This is a genomic window from Pseudomonas sp. 22085 (assembly GCF_052045815.1).
Taxonomy (GTDB): Bacteria; Pseudomonadota; Gammaproteobacteria; order Pseudomonadales; family Pseudomonadaceae; genus Aquipseudomonas; species Aquipseudomonas glycinae.
Genome location: NZ_JBQEQA010000014.1, coordinates 35260 through 53869, shown reverse-complemented (window position 1 = coordinate 53869; position 18610 = coordinate 35260). Strand labels below are relative to the sequence as shown.

General features: G+C 60.3%; 20 protein-coding genes. All 20 read right to left on the bottom strand.

The genetic code is table 11. The features are described from left to right. Nucleotides 1–261: 261 nt before the first annotated feature. On the bottom strand, nucleotides 262–1230 hold the full coding sequence (araH, locus tag ACTJK7_RS18305) for an L-arabinose ABC transporter permease AraH (RefSeq protein WP_011335422.1): 969 nt from the start codon (nucleotides 1228–1230) through the stop codon (nucleotides 262–264). 12 nt (nucleotides 1231–1242) lie between these two features. Then, complete coding sequence (gene araG / locus ACTJK7_RS18300) at nucleotides 1243–2787, bottom strand: L-arabinose ABC transporter ATP-binding protein AraG (protein WP_108562965.1); 1545 nt, start codon at nucleotides 2785–2787, stop codon at nucleotides 1243–1245. 56 nt (nucleotides 2788–2843) lie between these two features. Beyond that, on the bottom strand, nucleotides 2844–3848 hold the full coding sequence (locus tag ACTJK7_RS18295) for a substrate-binding domain-containing protein (RefSeq protein WP_108562966.1): 1005 nt from the start codon (nucleotides 3846–3848) through the stop codon (nucleotides 2844–2846). A 144-nt stretch (nucleotides 3849–3992) separates the two neighbouring features. Continuing rightward, nucleotides 3993–4811, bottom strand: a complete 819-nt coding sequence (locus ACTJK7_RS18290) for an SDR family oxidoreductase (RefSeq protein ID WP_011335425.1) — start codon at nucleotides 4809–4811, stop codon at nucleotides 3993–3995. A gap of 270 nt (nucleotides 4812–5081) precedes the next feature. Further along, the gene (locus tag ACTJK7_RS18285) at nucleotides 5082–5957 is read right to left on the bottom strand and encodes an SMP-30/gluconolactonase/LRE family protein (protein WP_108562967.1); all 876 of its coding nucleotides are present in this window, start codon (nucleotides 5955–5957) and stop codon (nucleotides 5082–5084) included. A gap of 25 nt (nucleotides 5958–5982) precedes the next feature. Beyond that, nucleotides 5983–6699 (bottom strand): FadR/GntR family transcriptional regulator, encoded by a 717-nt coding sequence (locus ACTJK7_RS18280; protein WP_007950814.1) that lies wholly within the window; start codon nucleotides 6697–6699, stop codon nucleotides 5983–5985. A gap of 103 nt (nucleotides 6700–6802) precedes the next feature. Next, entirely contained in the window at nucleotides 6803–7363 is a 561-nt protein-coding gene (locus ACTJK7_RS18275) for a DUF1285 domain-containing protein (protein WP_108562968.1), read from the bottom strand. Nucleotides 7364–7378: 15 nt separating this feature from the next. Further along, the gene (locus tag ACTJK7_RS18270; protein ID WP_007950810.1) at nucleotides 7379–7984 is read right to left on the bottom strand and encodes a DUF4823 domain-containing protein; all 606 of its coding nucleotides are present in this window, start codon (nucleotides 7982–7984) and stop codon (nucleotides 7379–7381) included. A 122-nt stretch (nucleotides 7985–8106) separates the two neighbouring features. Then, the gene (locus ACTJK7_RS18265; protein ID WP_102686506.1) at nucleotides 8107–9075 is read right to left on the bottom strand and encodes a GTP 3',8-cyclase MoaA; all 969 of its coding nucleotides are present in this window, start codon (nucleotides 9073–9075) and stop codon (nucleotides 8107–8109) included. Between the two features lie 138 nt (nucleotides 9076–9213). Then, complete coding sequence (locus ACTJK7_RS18260) at nucleotides 9214–9852, bottom strand: TetR/AcrR family transcriptional regulator (RefSeq protein WP_007950805.1); 639 nt, start codon at nucleotides 9850–9852, stop codon at nucleotides 9214–9216. A 341-nt stretch (nucleotides 9853–10193) separates the two neighbouring features. Beyond that, a complete protein-coding gene (locus ACTJK7_RS18255; RefSeq protein ID WP_064383477.1) occupies nucleotides 10194–10979 on the bottom strand; it encodes a TatD family hydrolase in 786 nt (261 codons plus the stop codon). A 15-nt stretch (nucleotides 10980–10994) separates the two neighbouring features. Beyond that, nucleotides 10995–11351 (bottom strand): PilZ domain-containing protein, encoded by a 357-nt coding sequence (locus ACTJK7_RS18250; protein ID WP_007908272.1) that lies wholly within the window; start codon nucleotides 11349–11351, stop codon nucleotides 10995–10997. Between the two features lie 42 nt (nucleotides 11352–11393). Continuing rightward, nucleotides 11394–12377 carry a DNA polymerase III subunit delta' gene (locus ACTJK7_RS18245; protein WP_064383479.1) on the bottom strand — a complete coding sequence of 328 codons (984 nt, stop codon included), beginning with the start codon at nucleotides 12375–12377 and terminating at the stop codon, nucleotides 11394–11396. Continuing rightward, nucleotides 12370–13002: a dTMP kinase gene (gene tmk, locus ACTJK7_RS18240; protein ID WP_007950797.1), complete on the bottom strand. Its 633-nt coding sequence runs from the start codon at nucleotides 13000–13002 to the stop codon at nucleotides 12370–12372. The genes ACTJK7_RS18245 and tmk overlap by 8 nt, the downstream gene beginning before the upstream one ends. Nucleotides 13003–13021: 19 nt before the next feature. Next, nucleotides 13022–14203 (bottom strand): endolytic transglycosylase MltG, encoded by a 1182-nt coding sequence (gene mltG / locus ACTJK7_RS18235; RefSeq protein ID WP_108562969.1) that lies wholly within the window; start codon nucleotides 14201–14203, stop codon nucleotides 13022–13024. Nucleotides 14204–14206: 3 nt separating this feature from the next. Next, a complete protein-coding gene (gene pabC, locus ACTJK7_RS18230) occupies nucleotides 14207–15022 on the bottom strand; it encodes an aminodeoxychorismate lyase (protein WP_108562970.1) in 816 nt (271 codons plus the stop codon). Further along, nucleotides 15022–16266, bottom strand: a complete 1245-nt coding sequence (fabF, locus tag ACTJK7_RS18225; RefSeq protein ID WP_007908259.1) for a beta-ketoacyl-ACP synthase II — start codon at nucleotides 16264–16266, stop codon at nucleotides 15022–15024. Before fabF ends, pabC begins: the two co-directional genes overlap by 1 nt. A 108-nt stretch (nucleotides 16267–16374) precedes the next feature. Further along, nucleotides 16375–16611: an acyl carrier protein gene (acpP, locus tag ACTJK7_RS18220; protein WP_085655166.1), complete on the bottom strand. Its 237-nt coding sequence runs from the start codon at nucleotides 16609–16611 to the stop codon at nucleotides 16375–16377. A 196-nt stretch (nucleotides 16612–16807) separates the two neighbouring features. Next, the gene (fabG, locus tag ACTJK7_RS18215; RefSeq protein WP_007950790.1) at nucleotides 16808–17551 is read right to left on the bottom strand and encodes a 3-oxoacyl-ACP reductase FabG; all 744 of its coding nucleotides are present in this window, start codon (nucleotides 17549–17551) and stop codon (nucleotides 16808–16810) included. Between the two features lie 16 nt (nucleotides 17552–17567). Continuing rightward, the gene (gene fabD / locus ACTJK7_RS18210) at nucleotides 17568–18506 is read right to left on the bottom strand and encodes an ACP S-malonyltransferase (RefSeq protein ID WP_007950787.1); all 939 of its coding nucleotides are present in this window, start codon (nucleotides 18504–18506) and stop codon (nucleotides 17568–17570) included. Nucleotides 18507–18610 lie beyond the last annotated feature (104 nt).

Here is an 18610-nt window from a genome sequence, read left to right as displayed (position 1 = left end):
TGATAACCGAAACGGGCTGGAGCGGGCAAGGGAAATTTTGGGTTGGTGACAGAAGGCGAGGAAAATCAAAAGCACCCTCACCCTAACCCTCTCCCGGAGGGAGAGGGGACTGACCGAGCTGTATCACGCTCTACATCAACCTGAAAAACCCAGTCGATTATGGATTCAGCAATACACTTTCAGGTCGATGTATCTCTGAAGCATCCCCCAATTAGTCCCCTCTCCCTCCGGGAGAGGGTTAGGGTGAGGGAGCTCTTGATCTTAGCGTTGCTTGAGACGGTCGATAACCACAGCCAACAGCAGAATCGACCCACGAATCACATACTGATAAAACGTGTCGATATTCTTCAGGTTCATCGCATTTTCGATAATCGCCAGAATCAAGACCCCGGCAATCACATGCCGGATCATCCCGATCCCGCCACTCAGCGACACCCCGCCCAGCACGCAGGCCGAAATCACCGTCAGCTCAAAACCCTGGCCAATCATCGGCTGACCCGAAGTCATCCGCGACGCCAGAATCACCCCCGCCAGTGCCCCAATCACCCCATGCACCGCGAAGATGATGATCTTCGTGCGATCGACATTCACCCCCGCCAGCAACGCCGCCTCCTGGTTTCCGCCGATGGCCATGGTGTTGCGCCCGTAGGTCGTGTAGTTCAGCAGCCAACCGAAAAACAGGAAGCAGACGATGGTGATCAGGATCGGCACCGGCACACCGAACAACTGGCCGTTACCGAACACGAAAAACGATTCCTGGGACACGCCCACTGCTTTGCCGTTGGCAAAAATGTAGGCCAGGCCTCGGACGATCTGCATGGTCGCCAGCGTCGTGATCAACGCGTTGACCCGCAACTTGGCGATCACGATGCCGTTGATCAACCCGACGATCAGCCCCATCACCAGCGCAGCGCTGACACCAAGAAACACGCTGTTGGTGTCGCGCATCACCACCGCCGCCACCACCCCGGCGCAGGCGATTACCGAGCCTACCGACAAGTCGAAATGCCCCGACGCCAGGCAATACAACATGGTGCACGCGGCAATCCCGGTGGTGGAAATCGCCAGGCCCAGGCCACGCATGTTCAGCGGCGAGAGGAAGTTGTCGATCAGCAAGGTGCAGGCGACAAAAATGCCCACCGCCGCCAGCAGCATCACCCAGTCGTCGAGGAAGCGCCGCATATCCAGAGGTTTGCGCTCGGTCGGCAGGGTTTCGTTTTGGGTTGTCATCATAGTCACCTCTCAGTTCGCCACGCCGTCAGCGCGGTGGCGCGGCAAAGCCAGTTGCAGCAGGTTGGATTCGTTGGCCTGGTCGCGGCTGACTTCGCCACGCAAGGCGCCCTCGCACAGCACCAGAATGCGGTCGGAAATACCCATCACTTCCATCAGATCGCTGGACACCACAATCACCGAAATACCGTCGGCGGCCAGGTTATGGATGATCTGGTAGATCTCGGCCTTGGCGCCGATGTCGATACCCCGGGTCGGTTCGTCGAGCAGCAGGACTTTCATCGGCATCGACAGCCAGCGGCCGAGAATGGCTTTCTGCTGATTGCCGCCGGACAGGAATTTGATCTGTTGCCCGGCGTGGGGCGTTTTCACTTTCAGGGCCTTGATCTGTTTCTCGGCGTTGCCCTTTTCCCAGATCCCGCGCAGCAGGCAACCGAGCCCGGAATGCGCACCGCGCGCACTGATGTTGATGTTCTCGGCGACACTGGCGAGCGGAATGATGCCTTCCTTCTTGCGGTCCTCCGGGCACAGCAGAATCCCGGCGGCAATCGCATCGCGGGGCGAACGCAGCTTCAGTTCATGGCCGCGCAATTCCAGGCGTCCGGCGGTGTTGCGTTCGAGACCGCTGAGCAGCCGGAACAGCTCCGTGCGCCCTGCCCCGACCAGCCCGAACAGGCCCAGAATCTCGCCCTTGTGCGCATCGAAACTGATCGGCTCGCGCAGGCCCGGGCCGAGCAAGCCATCGACTCTCAGCGCCACGGCACCGCGCGGGCGACCGCGATAATCGTAGATGTCCTGAATGTCGCGCCCGACCATGCAGGTCACCAGTTGATCGTGGGTCAACTGGCTCATGTCGTCGAAGGTGCGCACGTAGCGACCGTCCTTGAACACCGTCACCGCGTCGCAGATGCGGAACACTTCTTCCATGCGATGGGAGACGTAGAGCACGACTTTGCCCTCGTCGCGCAGTCGGCCGATGATCGCCATCAAGCGGTCGATTTCCCGCGCCGAGAGGCTGCTGGTCGGTTCGTCAAAAGCAATCACATGCGCGCCACGGGACAACGCCTTGGCGATTTCCACCAGTTGCCGCTGGCCGAGGGACAAGCGTCCGACCTTGGTCTGCGGGTCGATTTCATCGGCCAGGCCTTTAAGGCAAGCCAAGGCTTGCTGGCGCAGCGCACCACGATTGATCAAGCCGAAACTGGCCGGCAGATGACCGAGAAACAGGTTCTCGGCCACAGTCATTTCCGGCACCAGATGCAGCTCCTGGTGAATCACCGCCACGCCGCTGCCGATGCTGTCGGCAGTGGACTTGAAGGCCATCGTCCGCTCGCCGATCTGCAGCTCGCCGCTGCTCGGGATGTAGGCACCGCCGAGGATCTTCAGCAAGGTCGATTTGCCGGCGCCGTTCTCGCCCATCAAGGCGTGAACCTGTCCGGGGTGAGCGACGAAACTGATGCCGTCCAGCGCCTTCACGCCCGGGAAGGTCTTGCCGATCCCGTTGAAACGCAGGCTGCCGCTGGCGCTGTGTTCTTGTGTCTGTACTTGCGCGTGCATTTAAGCCACCTCATCACACCGTTCAAGCGGCCCGGCTGGCCGGGCCGCCGCTGCCGTCAGTTCCACAGACCGATCTTCTCCAGCTCCTGCTTGAAGTTGTCGCGGGTGATCAGGGTGACGTCGTCCATTGCGGTGTACTTCGGCGGTTCTTTGCCGGTGGTGACCCACTCGTACATCATCTCGGCGGTCTTGTAGCCTTCGATGTGCGGGCTCGGCAGCATCGAACCGTAGAAGCCGCTGTTGGGCTTTTTCAGCTCGCCGATCGCGTCGGTGCCGTTGATGCCGATGCCGATCACGTTGGCCGCGGCAAAACCGGCGGCTTCAGTGGCGCGCACGCCGCCCAGCACAGTGTTGTCGTTCATGCCGCCGATGATCAGGTTCTTCGCCGCACTCGGCAGCTTGACCAGCGCCGAGTTGGTGGCGTCCATGCTGCCCGGTACGTCGAGGGTTTTCAGAGCGGCGGTCAGAATGTGCTCTTTCGGCATGCCGGCATCTTCGAGGGCCTTCATCGAGCCGTCGGTGCGCTTCTTGCCGGTGTCGAGTTCGTTGTAGGTGTTGACCACCGCGTAGGTGTCTTTCCAGTCCCAGTTACGCTTTTTCGCCTCGGCGGCCATGGCGGCACCCTGCTTCTGGCCGACTTCGAAGGCGGCCATGCCGAGGTACGGCACGTCTTCCATGAACTTGCCATTGGCGTCGACGAAGCGGTCGTCGACGGCAATCACTTTCAGGTCATTGAGTTTGGCCTTGGCCATGATCGCCGGGCCGAGGGAGACGTCCGGCGGGCAGATGACGAAGCCCTTGGCGCCGTTGGCCGCAAGGCTGTCGATAGCGGATAGGGTTTTCTCGCCGTCCGGCACGGCGATCTTGATCAGCTCGAAGCCTTTGTCCTTGGCAGCTTTCTCGGCGAAGGCCCATTCAGTCTGGAACCACGGCTCTTCGGCCTGCTTGACCAGAAACCCGATCTTCACCGGATCGGCGGCCAGCAGCGAACTGCTCAGGCTGAACGCAGTGACCGCCAGCGCGGTACTGCACAGGGTACGAATCCCGAAACGACGTTTCATAAGCAGACTCCTTGTTATTTTTCTTGAGCGTTATTTGAAAAACGTTAAAGCGTTCGAAGCGTTTCCTGCTAATCATGACGACAATAGTCATATCGTATGATGATTGGATTTCAGGCGTACCTTTCCACCTGAAACTCGCTTTTGTCAGTCGTGGTACATGACCGAGCGACCACCATCGATAGTGATGCACGAGGCGTTGATGAACGGCGCTTCATCACTGGCCAGGAATACAGCAGTCATTGCCACTTCGATCGGTTGGCCGATGCGTTTCGGTGGGTGCAGATCGAAGGCGCGCTGACGTTCGGCGTGTGGGTCGGCGAAGCCGTTCCAGTAATCGACGTTGAGCTGGGTTTCGATGTAGCCCGGGGCGATGGCGTTGACGCGAATGCCTTTCGGCGCGTACTCGATGCCCAGCGCGCGGGTCAGCCCGAGCAGGCCATGCTTGGCCACCGGGTACGGGAAGCAGCCGGGAATGATGTTCGTCGAATGGGTCGAGGCGATGTTGATGATGCTGCCGATACCCTGTTCGATCATCTGCGGCAGCACGGCCTTGCAGCCATACCAGGCGCCGTCGAGGTCGATGGCGAAGCAGCGTTTCCAGTCTTCTTCGGTCATTTCCAGCGGATCGCGGAACACGTTGACACCGGCGCAGTTGACCAGCACATCGATGCGACCGTGCAGCTCGATGGCCAGTTTGGCCATGGCGTGCAGATCCTGCTGACGCGATACATCGGCCTTGATCGCCTGCACATCGGCGCCCTGCTCGCGCCAGTGGGCGGCGACTTTCTCGACCTTTTCGGCCTGGATATCGCTGATCACCAGTTTGGCCTGCTGCGAGGCGAAGGTCGCGACGATTGCTTCGCCGATGCCTTGAGCGGCACCGGTCAGCAGCACAACCTTGTTTTTCAGGCGCTCACCTTTCGGTGGCTCGGGCACCGGTGGCAGGGACAGAGGTTCAGCCATGAATCAGGACTCCTGTTCGAAAGCATAAAAAAACCGGGCATCTGACGATGTCCGGTCTGGAAGGCTTGTGGAACAAAACAGGCGCGCGCACGCCGCAGTACCGAAACGGCCCGAAGCGCTGACTCCGCTGTGGAGTGCGATGAAAATTCGCTGCATCACTTCACCTGTTTTGTTCTTTTTAAGTGTGAGTGCGTGTTACTGCTGGAGCCGACTATAAACCCGACCGCCAAATAATCTCAATATATAATTTTGCATCCCATATTTTGGGATTTAACCAGCGAATCGCGTACAGAGCTTTCCGGCGACGTCCACTCGCAAAGACAGAAGGGCGCCGTCCAGCGGGTGATTCAGCGGACTTTTAGCGCTGGTGATGTACAGGGTTTTCAGGTCGGCACCGCCGAACACGCAACTGGTCGGGCGGCTGATCGGCAGCTCGATCCTGCGGTCGATCTGGCCATCCGGTGTAAGGCGCAGCAGGCAGCTGCCGTCCCAGCGGGCGTTCCACACGTAGCCTTCGGCGTCCATCGCCGAACCGTCCGGGCCACCGTGCTGATCGGCGCTGTACCAAGGCTGGGCAGTGTCGAGGTTGCCGTCGGTGTGAATGAAATAGCGGTACAAGGTGCTGTCGAGGCTGTCGCCGAACAGCAGCGTGGTGCCGTCGTCGCTCCAGAGCAGCGTGTTGGGAATGCCCAGCCCCCGTAACAAGGGTGTGACCCTTTTATCCGGATCAATCCGGAACAGCCCGCCGGAACGACGGATGATCGGCAGATCCTCGCCCTGCCCGCCAATGTTGTTTTGCATGGTGCCGAGCCACAAACGGCCCTGGCCATCACAACGTGCTTCGTTGGCGCGATTGCCCGGTTGCGGATCGGCGACGCAGAACAGCGTCAGTCGCGGCTCGAGTCCGGGGGAATCGAGATCGAGCCGGTAGACGCCGCTGCTCAGGGTCACCAGTGCGTCGCCGCTGGCGCAGGGAATGAACGCCGAGACGTGCTCCGGCATCTGCCAGATCTGCACGTTCTGCCCGATCAGCCGCAGCGCCTGCCTGCCGGCAATGTCGACCCAGTACAGTGCCTGGGTCGGTGCGTCCCAGAACGGGCCCTCGCCCAGTTGCGCCCGATGCTCTGTCACCGCAGTCCACGTCATGCAACCTCCTGTCTTGTTGTTTTTGTCAGCTGGCTTTCTTGTCGGCCATCACCTGCGGGTAAAACCGCTTGATGGCCAGGTCGGCATTGTCGATCAGGGTCATGCAGGCCCACACCCCGCGCGCGGCATCGCGGGCGGCGATGGCGTCGGCCATGTCTTTGTGGATGGGTAAGGTGCGGCGCAATTCGTCGGGGTCGGCTGCGGACACTTCGAAGGACACGGCAAGCAGCGCGCCGAGGGCCGGCACCATTTGCTCGATGAATTGATTGTGGCTGGCGGCGAGAATGCATTCGTGGAAGAACTGGTCGGCGCGGTTGTAATCGATGCCGCTGTCCACGGCCCGTTCCAGCGCGTTGTAAGCCTGCTGCACGGCTTGCACCTGTTCGACGGTCGCCCGCTCGCAGGCCCAGCGCACCGCCATCGGTTCGATGGTGCGGCGCAGATCGAGCAGGTCATCGACGAAGTTTTCCGGCAGGCCGCTGCGCGACAGCCAGCCCACGACTTGCGGATCGAACAGGTTCCAGCGCTTGATCGGCAACACTCGCGTACCGACTTTCGGCCCGACTTCGAGCATGCCTTTGGCGACCAGAGTCTTGATGGCTTCGCGGATCACGGTGCGACTGACCCCGAGCTGCTCGCCCAGATCGGCCTCGACCTTGATTGCCTGCCCCGGTTTCACCTGGCCGGCAGCAATCCAGGCGCCCAGCCAGTCAACCGTTGATGCGTGAAAACTGCTCGACATGGAAACCCCGAAGCCGTTCGCTGTGGGTGCCTACGCTAATCATCATATGATTGAGAGTCAACGACAAAAAAACGCAGCCTGCTTTCACAGACTGCGGTTTGTCTTAAGGTTCGAGGCCGATGCGGAAGAACTCGCCGCCACTCCAGACGCCCAGCCAACGCTGCCCATCGATTTCACGGCTGACTGCCAGCTCGACCAATTGGTAGAACACGTTGCGGTGAATCAGCGCTTCGAGGTTGGTGCGCACATGCACGTAAGGCGCAGGTTCTTGAGTGACCGGGTCGATCTCGACGCGGATCAGATGTTCCGCGCCGGCCTCGGTGGTTTCATCGACATTGGTGGTAAAGCGCAGCACTTGCGCCTCACCCTCGCCTTCCACCTCGACGGCAATCGCCACGAATGGCGCGTCATCGACCTTGATTCCGACTTTCTCCACTGGAGTAATCAGAAAGTAATCATCGCCGTCGCGGCGGATGATCGTGGAGAACAGCTTGACCATCGGCTTGCGCCCGATCGGCGTGCCCAGGTAGTACCAGGTGCCGTCGCGGGCGATGCGCATGTCGATATCGCCGCAGAAATCCGGGTTCCACAAGTGCACCGGCGGCAAGCCTTTGGTTTTGGGGATTTGCCCCAGCAGGTCATTGGCTTTTTGCGGGCCACTCATGGCGTACTCCTTGAATTACTGGTCCCCGACGCCCAACAGGCTGCGCGCGTACTGCGCCAGCGGTGGGCCGATCAGGTCTTCGGGCTTGTTGTCGTGGAACGTCAGTAAACCGCCACGACTCTTGATCCGTGCAGTATCAATCAAATACTGGGTGCTGGTCTCGATCAACATGATCTGAATCACGCCGCCGTCGATACCGAGGCGATCCACGGCTTCCTGATCCAGCCACTCATCGGAGTTGCCGATGCGGTCGTCAGCCTTGGCGAAACGGGTGTACAGCAGGTAGTGGGCACCGGCGTCGCGGGCTTCGCCCATCGCTTGGTCGAGGCCTTCCGGCGCTCGGGCGCGGCGGACCATCGGGAAGTATTCGACGAAGCCTTTGAAGGCCTCTTCGGCGACGACATTGGGACGCGGGTAAGAACCACCCGGCGGCGCGAACGAGCCTTGTGCGATGTAGATAAACGAATCCGGCTGAATGCGGAAATTGTTTACGCGACGGCTGTCGCTGTGATCCAGCAGCCCAGCGTCGCTCATCTGGTAGCGAGTCCCTTCGGCCATGTCACTGACAGTCATACAGCCGCCCAGCGCCAAAACGGCCAGCAGCAAAACCAGGCTACGCATCCTAATCCTCCAGAAGCCGGTGACGGAAAACCGGCGAATGGCCGTAGGATGCAGCTTTTGCGCCAGTCCTTGGAAATGTGCAGGTATCCGCTTTGAAATAAGACTTTGTGGCTAAACCGGGCTCAGCCGCCGATGATCTTCATGACGGTCGCGCCGCCGGAGAACGCGACTTCCTGCTTGTCACCCAGCGCCTTGACCAGCAGTCGCTGCAACGCTGGCAGCGCCTCATGACGCGGCTTGTCGAGCAGGTCACCGACGTAGTGGCGGTTGCTCGACGACAGGCAGCCATGCAGCCATCCGGTGGACGACAGACGCAGGCGCGAGCAGGTTCGGCAGAACGGCACACTCTCGTTGGCGATCACGCCGAAGTTGCCCCGACCGGGAATCGCATAGCGAACCGCCGTGGCGTCCACCGGCGCGTCGGTTTGCGCGTACTCGTAATGTTCACCGATCAGGCTCAGCAGCTGTTGCAAGCTGACGAACTGTTGCAGGAAGGCGTTGGAATCGGTGGCCAGGTGGCCCATGCGCATCAGTTCGATGAAGCGCAGCTCAAAGCCGCGCTCGAGGCAGTAATCGAGCAGCGGCATCACTTGGTCGAGGTTTTGCCCGCGCAACGGCACCATGTTGACCTTGATCTTCATCCCCGCCGCTGCCGCCTGATCCATGCCATCCAGCACGGTGGCCAGATCGCCGCCACGGGCAATGCTGCGGAACGCGCCGGCGTCCAGGGTATCGAGGGAAACGTTGAGGCGTCGCAGGCCGGCATCGACCAGCAGCGGAAGTTTTTTCGCCAGAAGTTGACCGTTGGTGGTCAGGCTGATGTCTTCCAGACCCATCTTGCCGACGGCGCTCATGAAAGATTCGAGTTTGGGACTGACCAGCGGCTCGCCACCAGTGATGCGCAGGCGCTCGATGCCGGCGGCTTCGATCAGATAAGCCACGCCACGTGCCATGGCCTCGGCCGACAGTTCATCCTGCGCAGCCACCAGCCGCTTGCCGTTGGGCACGCAGTAGGTACAGGCGTAATTGCAGGCTGAAGTCAGACTGATCCGCAAATTGCGAAAACGCCTGCCTTGACGGTCAACGATCATGAAGCACTCCGGCGATGGAAAATCGAGCGGCTAAAACTTGACTCACAATTCAAGTTTTAGCAAGCCCTATGCCTGAGTATATTCCTGCGGTACTGCGCCATGTAGCGAAAAACACGGCGCATAAGGCAACTGAATGATTCAGCTGCTCGGCGTTTCAGGGTCGCGCTTGCGCTTGTTGCCCATGCGCACGCCGATGTCCATCAGGAACTGGAAGAAACCTTCCTGATCTTCCAGCACATTGCTCCAGAACGGCGAGTGATACAGCGCCACCGCGCCGTGCACCAGCGCCCAGGATGCGCAGTAGTGGAAGTACGGCGGCACGTCTTCGAGCTTGCCTTCGCTGATGCGGCCCTTGATGAGCAGCGTCAGGCGTTCGAAGTTCGAGGCACGGATCTTGTGCAGCTCCTCGACCATCTCAGGCACCTGATTACCCTTGACCACCTTCTCTTCCAGGCGATCGAACAGGCGATAGCGCTGCGGGTCGCGCATGCGGAATTCAAAGTAGGCACGGGACAGCGCTTCCTTGTCCTTGTCGACATCGGCCGAATGCAACAGCTCGTTCAAGTCGCGCTCGTAATCGAGCATCAGGCGCAGATAGATTTCGGCCTTGGACTTGAAGTGCTTGTAGATCGTGCCTTTGCCGATACCCACGGCATCAGCAATCATCTCGACGGTGACACTGTCTTCACCTTGTTCGAGGAACAGCTTGAGCGCGGTATCGAGAATTTCTTGCTCGCGGCGACGAAACTCACGGACCTTACGAGGTTCTTTGTGCATAAGAAAAGGTCTGTAGGGGTCAAAATTCGAAGCCGCGTATTATGCCTAACTTGCGCAAAAATGCACGGATCATCCGACCATATCTGTGTTTCTTGTTCATTTCACGAACGTTTCGGGGGGAATGAGAACATAACCGAAGCGAACGTATTCCAAATTTGTTTAAAAACCCCGGCCGGCCAACTGGACTCGGCGCCAGACTGATCAATACTTGAACTGTCGGGCGACATCTCCCCCAAGTGTCGCGCCGGTAAAGGTACCAAGGGACCGCGTGCCTTTGTTTTACTCCTAATGGTCTTAACCCGGATTCACCCCCCAGAACCCGGGTTTTTTTTGCCTGCGATTCAGGCTTTTACATTCGCCAGCGGGAACAGTCGCTTGAAGTTCTCGGTGGTCTGCTCGGCAAAGCGCTCGTAGTTCTCGCCGCGCAGCATCGCCAGAAACTCTGCCACTTCCCGCACGTATTGCGGCAGGTTCGGTTTGCCGCGATACGGGATCGGCGCCAGGTAAGGCGAATCGGTTTCCACCAGCAGGCGATCGGCCGGAACCTTGCTCGCCACATCGCGCAGCGCATCGGCATTGCGGAAGGTGACGATGCCCGACAGGGAAATGTAATAACCCATGTCCAGCGCTGCCTTGGCCATATCCCAGTCTTCGGTGAAGCAATGCAGCACGCCGGCCTGGGGCAACGCGGCTTCGCGCAACAGCTCGAGCGTGTCGGCACGGGCGCCACGAGTGTGGATGATCACCGGTTTGCCGGTCTGCTGCGCGGCTTGCAGGTGCAGACGGAACGATTCCTGCTGCAGCTCTGCCGCTTCCGGCTCGTAGTGGTAGTCCAGACCGGTTTCGCCGATCGCCACCACTTTCGGGTGATTGAGCTCGTGCAGCAGCCAGTCCAGCGCCGGCGCCGCGCCCGGCTGCACATCCAGCGGATGCACGCCGACCGAACAATCGACGTCGTCGTAACGCTCGGCCAGGGCTTTGACATCGGCCGCGTTGTCGGCGCTGACGCCGATGCACAGGAAGTGCCCGACTCCGCGCTGGCGGGCCGCATCCAGGGCGGCATCCAGAGAACCGTCGTGAACGGCGAGGTCGAGGCGATCAAGGTGACAATGGGAATCTACGAGCATAAAAAGGACTGCAACTTACATCGTATGAGTGGGACGGTCGGATTTCAGCGCTCCGGCCAGATGAGTTTCGATGCGACTGCGCGCGGTGTTGTCGCCATCATTGAATTGCACGCCGACTCCGGCTGCGCGATTGCCCTGGGCGCCTTTGGGGGTGATCCAGGCCACTTTGCCGGCCACCGGAATCTTCTCTGCCTCGTCCATCAGGTTCAGCAGCATGAACACCTCGTCGCCCAACCTGTAGCTCTTGTTGGTCGGGATGAACAGGCCGCCGTTCTTGATGAACGGCATGTAGGCGGCGTAAAGGACCGACTTGTCCTTGATGGTCAGGGACAAAATGCCGTTGCGCGGCCCCGGACTGACAGGTTCATTCATGTTGACCTCCACTGCTGATCTTCAGAGTCTAGGTACACATTCTTATCTTTGACCAGGCAAGCTCGCCCATTGCACCAGCAATGCTTCCAGCAGTAACGCCGGATTGAGGTTGGCCTTGCTCAGGACTTTCTGGCGCTGGGCGAGAATCCAGTCCTGAATATCGAGCACTTTAGCCTGGGCACTTTTCTGCGCCAGATACTGCACGACCTTGCGCATGTCGGTCAGGCCGAGGCCTGCTTCATCCTGAGTCAATTGGTAGCGCAGGATCAGGCTCGACCAGTCGCAGAACCAGTCGAACAGACGCAGCATCGGAATGCTTTTCCACTCCTCGGCCAGTTGCGTCGGCGATTGCTGCTGCTTGAGCAGCTTCTTCACGCCTTCCACCACCTGCGCGCGCTGCTCGCGCACGCCCTGCCCCTGCAACGTGACAGCGGCCAACGGCGAGCCGGCGGCCAGGGTCAACAGTTCGACCCGTTCGTCTTCGGAACATTCCGGCAGTGCCTGAGCCAGCCACTGCAGACTCATGGATTCGCTCGGCAGCGGACAGGCCTGCTGCACGCAGCGGCTCTTGATGGTCGGCAACAACCGGCTCGGTTGGTGGCTGACCAGCAACAGCACGGTATCGCCGGACGGCTCTTCCAGGCTCTTGAGCAAAGCGTTGGCGGCGTTGATGTTCATCGACTCCACCGGCTCGATCAGCACCACCTTGCGACCGCCCAGTTGCGCGGTCTGCACCACGAAACTGACCAGATCGCGCACCTGGTCGACCTTGATCGCCTTGTCCGCTTCTTCGGGCTCAAGAATGTAATTGTCCGGGTGGCTGCCGGCCTTGAGCAGCAAGCAGGATTTGCACTCGCCGCAGGCTTCAGGCGTTGGACGCTGGCACAGCAGGCTGGCCATCAGCCGCTCGGCCAGCGCGCGCTTGCCGATCCCGGCCGGCCCGTGCAGCAGATACGCGTGAGCGTGCTGAGCGCGACCGGCCAGTTGCTGCCAGAGGCTGTCCTGCCACGGATAGGCCTCAGCCACGGCTCAACTCCAGCAAGTTCGGAATCAGGGTATCCAGCGATTGTTGAACCTTGGCCAGCGGCTGACCGGCGTCGATCCGCACGTAACGCGCCGGATCAGCTTCGGCGCGCTTGAGGAATGCACTGCGCACGGCCTCGAAAAACTCACGGCCCTCCAGCTCGAAACGATCCAGACGACCCCGAGCGCTGGCGCGAGCGAGGCCGATTTCCACCGGCAGATCGAAAATCAGCGTCAGGTCGGGACGCAGGTCGCCCTGCACGAAAGTCTCCAGCGCCGCGATGCGCTCCAGCGACAAGCCGCGACCACCGCCCTGATAGGCGTAAGTCGAATCGGTGAAACGGTCACACAACACCACCGCACCACGGGCCAGCGCCGGGCGAATGACTTCAGCCAGATGCTGGGCACGGGCGGCGAACACCAGCAGCAGCTCGGTGTCCGGGTTCATCACTTCGTCGACCGGGGCCAGCAACACCTCACGAATGCGCTCGGCCAGCGGCGTACCGCCGGGCTCGCGGGTCAGCACCACTTCGATACCGGCGGCGCGCAGGCGCTCGGCGAGGTATTCGCGGTTGGTGCTTTTGCCGGCGCCTTCCGGGCCTTCCAGGGTAATAAACAAGCCAGTCACAGGCAGTCCTTAATCAAAGTCATTGCGTGTTTTGGGGAGAGGAGGCTTCCGATTCCTGCGTCCGCGCAGGCGCTTGAGCAGGTGGCTGCGGCGACGATTCCGGTGCGGTATCGGGTGAGGCGGCAGGTATCGCCTCCCCGGCTGCCGGAGCGGCTTCGGGCGCGTTCGTCGGCGCCGGGCTCGAGCGGTAATCCGCGCGTCGCTTGAGCTGGTACTCGCGCACCGCGTTGTTGTGCGCGTCCAGATCATCGGAGAACACGTGGCTGCCATCGCCCCGGGCAACGAAGTAGAGGCTGGTGCCATCCACCGGATTGAGTGCGGCGTGAATGGCTTCACGCCCGACCATGGCGATCGGCGTCGGCGGCAGCCCCGGAATCATGTACGTGTTGTAAGGCGTGGCTTCCTTGAGATGGGCGCGGGTCAGTTTGCCGGTGTAGCGGTCGCCCAGGCCGTAGATCACCGTCGGATCGGTCTGCAACTGCATGCCCAGCGCCATACGCCGCACGAAGACGCCGGCAATCTGGCCACGCTCCTGAGGCACGCCGGTTTCCTTTTCTACCAACGACGCCATGATCAGGGCCTGATAGGGCTCGGTGTAAGGCACGTCGGCGGAGCGTTTTTCCCACTCCTTGGCCAGCACTTCGTCGAGGCGGTCGAAGGCCTTTTTCAGCAGTTCGGTATCGGTCACACCGCGCACGAAGCGGTAGGTGTCAGGGAAGAAGCGGCCTTCAGGGAACAGGCCCTTGTGACCGATTCTGGCCATGACCTCGCTGTCACTCAGACCATTGAGGGTCTGCTCGATCTTTTCATCCTTGGCCAGCGCTGCGCGCACTTGATGGAAATTCCAGCCCTCGACCAGGGTCAGGCTGTACTGAACCACATCGCCGCGCTTCCAGAGGTCAATCAGGCCGTTGACGGTCATGCCCGGCTGCATGCGGTATTCACCACTGTGAATCGGCGTACCGGCCAGATTGAAACGCCAATAGACCCGCAGCCAGAACGCGTCCTTGATGACGCCATCGGCTTCAAGTCCAAGAAAAGTACGGGTCGGGGTGGATCCCTTGGGCACATCCAGCAGTTCTTCCTGCGTGATGTTCAGGGGCTGCTCCAGTGCCGAATGAATCTTCCAGGCGCTGGCGCCCAACAGCAGCCCTGCCAGAACCAGTCCGGTTTCCAGCAGCAGCAAAAGTTTACGTCTCACGAATCAGGCATCCAGTAGCGCGCGGGCAATGGTTTGCAGTTTACGGGTGAGCGGGCCAACCGGCCAGCTCAGAGCAGCACAGGCGCGTACCGGCCAGACGCCATACACGCTGTTGCAGACAAAGACTTCATCAGCCCATTGCAGCTGTTCGAGGGGGATGTCGGTGATTTGCACGGGGATGCCCAGAGACTCGGCCTGAAACAATATTTCTGCGCGCATCACACCGGCCACGCCGCAGCGTTTCAGGTCCGCCGTGATCAGCGCACCGTCACGCACCAGGAACAGATTGCTGAACACACCTTCGATCACCCGACCGGCCTGGTCGAGCATCAATCCTTCGGCATGCTCACTGTCCTGCCATTCGGCGCGGGCAATGACCTGCTCCAGTCGATTGAGGTGTTTGAGCCCGGCAAGCAACGGCTGAATCGACAAACGCGTGCTGCACGGGAAAAGGCGAATGCCCTGCTCGGCGTGGGCAGCCGGGTAAGCGGCGGGAGGATTGCCTTGCAGAATGCGCCGACCCTGCGCCGAAGGATCCGGCGCATAACCGCGCAATCCGTCGCCACGGGTGAGGATGAGTTTGAGCACGCCCTCGCCCATCGCGGCAGCATAGGATTGCAGCTCATGGCGAATCAGCTCGATGTCCGTCGCGATGGCCAGACGCATACAGCCGTCGGCCAGACGCGTCAGATGCCGATCCAGCAGCAACGGCTGGCCACCTCGCACGACGATGGTTTCGAACAGACCGTCGCCGTAAGCCAGGCCGCGATCTTTCAGCGACAGAGCGTCAGCCGGCAGACCGTCGACCCAGCAGTCCATCAGCCGGCGAACCGACGGAACGCCAACGTACCGTTGGTGCCGCCAAATCCGAACGAGTTGGACAGCACGACATCGATGTCCATGTTGCGCGCGGTATGCGGCACGAAATCGAGGTCGCAGCCTTCGTCCGGCTCATCAAGGTTGATGGTCGGCGGCGCCACCTGGCTGTTGATCGCCAGCACGCTGAAGATCGCCTCGACCGCGCCCGCCGCACCCAGCAGGTGACCGGTCATGGACTTGGTGGAGCTGACTGCCAGCTTGTAAGCGTGATCACCGAACACCGACTTGATCGCGTTGGCTTCAGCGAGGTCGCCGGCCGGGGTCGAAGTGCCGTGGGCGTTGATGTATTGCACTTGATCGACGTTGATCTTCGCATCGCGCAGCGCGTTGGTGATGCAGCGTGCAGCACCGGCGCCGTCGGCGGGTGGCGAAGTCATGTGGAAGGCGTCGCCACTGGTGCCGAAGCCGATCAGCTCGGCGTAGATGGTCGCGCCACGGGCCTTGGCGTGCTCGAGCTCTTCAAGCACCAGGGCGCCGGCGCCGTCGGACAGCACGAAGCCGTCACGGCCCTTGTCCCACGGACGGCTGGCGCGGGTCGGCTCGTCGTTGCGGGTCGACAGCGCACGGGAAGCGCCGAAGCCGCCCATGCCCAGACCGCACGCGGCCATCTCGGCACCGCCGGCAATCATCACGTCGGCTTCGTCGTACATGATGTTGCGCGCCGCCATGCCGATGCAGTGCGTACCGGTGGTACACGCTGTGGCGATGGCGTAGTTAGGACCCTGTGCACCCAGATGGATGGACAGGAAACCGGAAATCATATTGATGATCGAGCCAGGCACAAAGAACGGAGAAATCCGACGCGGGCCGGTTTCGTGCAGGGTGCGGCTGGTTTCTTCGATGTTGGTCAGACCGCCGATACCCGAACCCATGGCTACGCCGATGCGTTCACGGTTGGCATCGGTGACTTCCAGACCGGCATTGCGTACGGCTTGAAAGCCGGCCGCCAGACCGTACTGAATGAACAGGTCGAGCTTGCGCGCTTCCTTGACCGACAGGTATTCCTCGACATTGAAGCCCTTTACCGAGCCGCCAAAGCGGGTGGAATAGGCAGAAAGGTCGGTGTGTTCGATCAGACCAATGCCACTGCGGCCAGCCAGAATGCCCTGCCAACTGCTCGGCACATCCGTGCCCAGTGGCGACAACATACCCATACCGGTGACTACGACGCGTCTACGCGACACAGCACTCTCCTTTTTCATATGACGACTTTGCATCAGGCCTAAAGAAAAAACCGCACGCCATGATGGCAGTGCGGTTTTTCCATGACAGCAAGCAACGATTACAAACTATTACGCCTGGTGGCTAGTAACGTATTTGATTGCAGCTTCTACAGTAGTGATCTTCTCAGCTTCTTCGTCAGGGATTTCGGTCTCGAATTCCTCTTCCAGAGCCATCACCAGCTCAACGGTGTCAAGGGAGTCGGCACCCAGGTCTTCTACGAAGGAAGCAGTGTTTACCACTTCTTCTTCTTTAACACCCAGTTGCTCGGCAACGATTTTCTTGACGCGCTCTTCGATGGTGCTCATACCTTGTTTTCACTCCTAATGGACAAATTCAGGCAGCTGGCCAGTGGGTAAGTGTATAGAAAGACTTTTCAGCTTTTCAACTGAAAGCTTCACTCCTCAAACCCTGCGGCCCTCTGCCTATAAATAGATTGCAGCTTTATAACGGATTTTAGACAGCTCGTATGACATTTTTTTGAAGCAATCCGTCACATTTGAATTACATGTACATCCCGCCGTTAACCGGGATTGTAGCTCCGGTCACGTATGCCGCACCGTCGGACGCAAGAAAAGCGACCACAGACGCGATCTCTTGAGCTTGTCCCAGACGGCCCAGCGGAATCTGCGTCTGCAAGGCTTCACGCTGTGCTTCAGGCAGCTCGCGAGTCATATCGGTGTCGATGAACCCTGGGGTTACCGAGTTGACCGTAATCGAACGCGAACCGACTTCACGCGCCATGGCACGGCTGAAACCTTCCAGACCGGCCTTGGCGGCTGCATAGTTTACTTGGCCAGCGTTGCCCATGGCACCCACCACCGAGCCAATACTGATAATTCGGCCCCAACGCGCCTTGGTCATGCCGCGCAGAACGCCCTTGGACAGGCGATACAGACTGTTCAGGTTGGTATCGATCACGTCGTACCACTCGTCGTCTTTCATGCGCATCATCAGATTATCGCGGGTGATGCCGGCATTGTTGACCAGAATCGCTACCGGAGCACCGAATTGCTCCTGAATGCTTGCCAGCACCTTCGTAACCGATTCGTCGCTGGTGACGTTCAATTCGAAACCTGCGCCCTGAATGCCGTTTTCCTTCAGGGTCGCAGCAATGCGCTCGGCGCCCGAAGCGGAAGTCGCGGTGCCAACAACGATGGCGCCCTGACGACCCAGTTCCAGTGCGATAGCCTGGCCGATGCCACGGCTCGCGCCGGTGACCAGTGCAACTTTACCTTGCAGACTCATGCAAGCTTCTCCTGATTCAGACAGCCGCTGCACGGGCAGCAGCGAAAGCGTCTGGGGTATTGAGGTTGGAAGTCGAAACGCCTTCGGCGCAACGTTTGTTCAGACCAGCCAGCACTTTGCCAGGACCGCACTCGACCAGGTTGGTCGCGCCTTTGGCGGCCAGGGTCTGTACGGACTCTACCCAGCGAACCGGCTTGTAGAGTTGCTCCAGCAGATCACGCTTGAGGGTTTCCAGATCCGCCGGCACCTGAGCGCTGACGTTCTGTACCACAGGGATCTGCGGCGCCTGCCAGTCGATGGCAGCAATGGACTCGGCGAAGCGCTCGGCGGCCGGACGCATCAGCTCGCAGTGCGACGGCACGCTGACCGGCAGCGGCATGGCACGCTTGGCGCCACGAGCCTTGCAGCCTTCAATGGCGCGCTCAACGGCCGCCTTGGCACCGGCGATCACCACTTGGCCCGGGGAGTTGAAGTTCACCGCACTGACCACTTCACCCTGCGCGGCTTCAGCACAAGCTGCCAGCACGTCAGCATCTTCCAGACCGAGGATGGCAGCCATGCCGCCCTGCCCGGCCGGAACGGCTTCCTGCATCAACTGGCCACGGCGCTCGACGAGTTTTACCGCGTCAGCCAGGCTCAGGCTGCCCGCAGCGACCAGCGCGCTGTATTCACCCAGGCTGTGGCCGGCAACAAAGGCCGGACGCGCGCCGCCTTCCGCCAGCCACAGACGCCACAGGGCGATCGAAGCGGTCAGAATGGCCGGTTGGGTTTTATCGGTTTGATTGAGCAGCTCTTCCGGGCCCTGCTGGGTCAGCGCCCACAGGTCATAGCCCAGAGCATCGGATGCTTCTTTGAAAGTTTCGAGGATCAGTGGATGTTGCGCGCCCAGCTCGGCCAGCATGCCGAGGGACTGCGAACCCTGTCCTGGAAAGACGAATGCGAGGGAAGCAGACATGTAACAAGCCCCTAATGATCTTGTCGTCGGAAAAATGGCATCCCGCTAGAGGGACGCAAGAAACTGACAGTTGGATGGCCCTTTGAACCGGGCGGTCACATTTA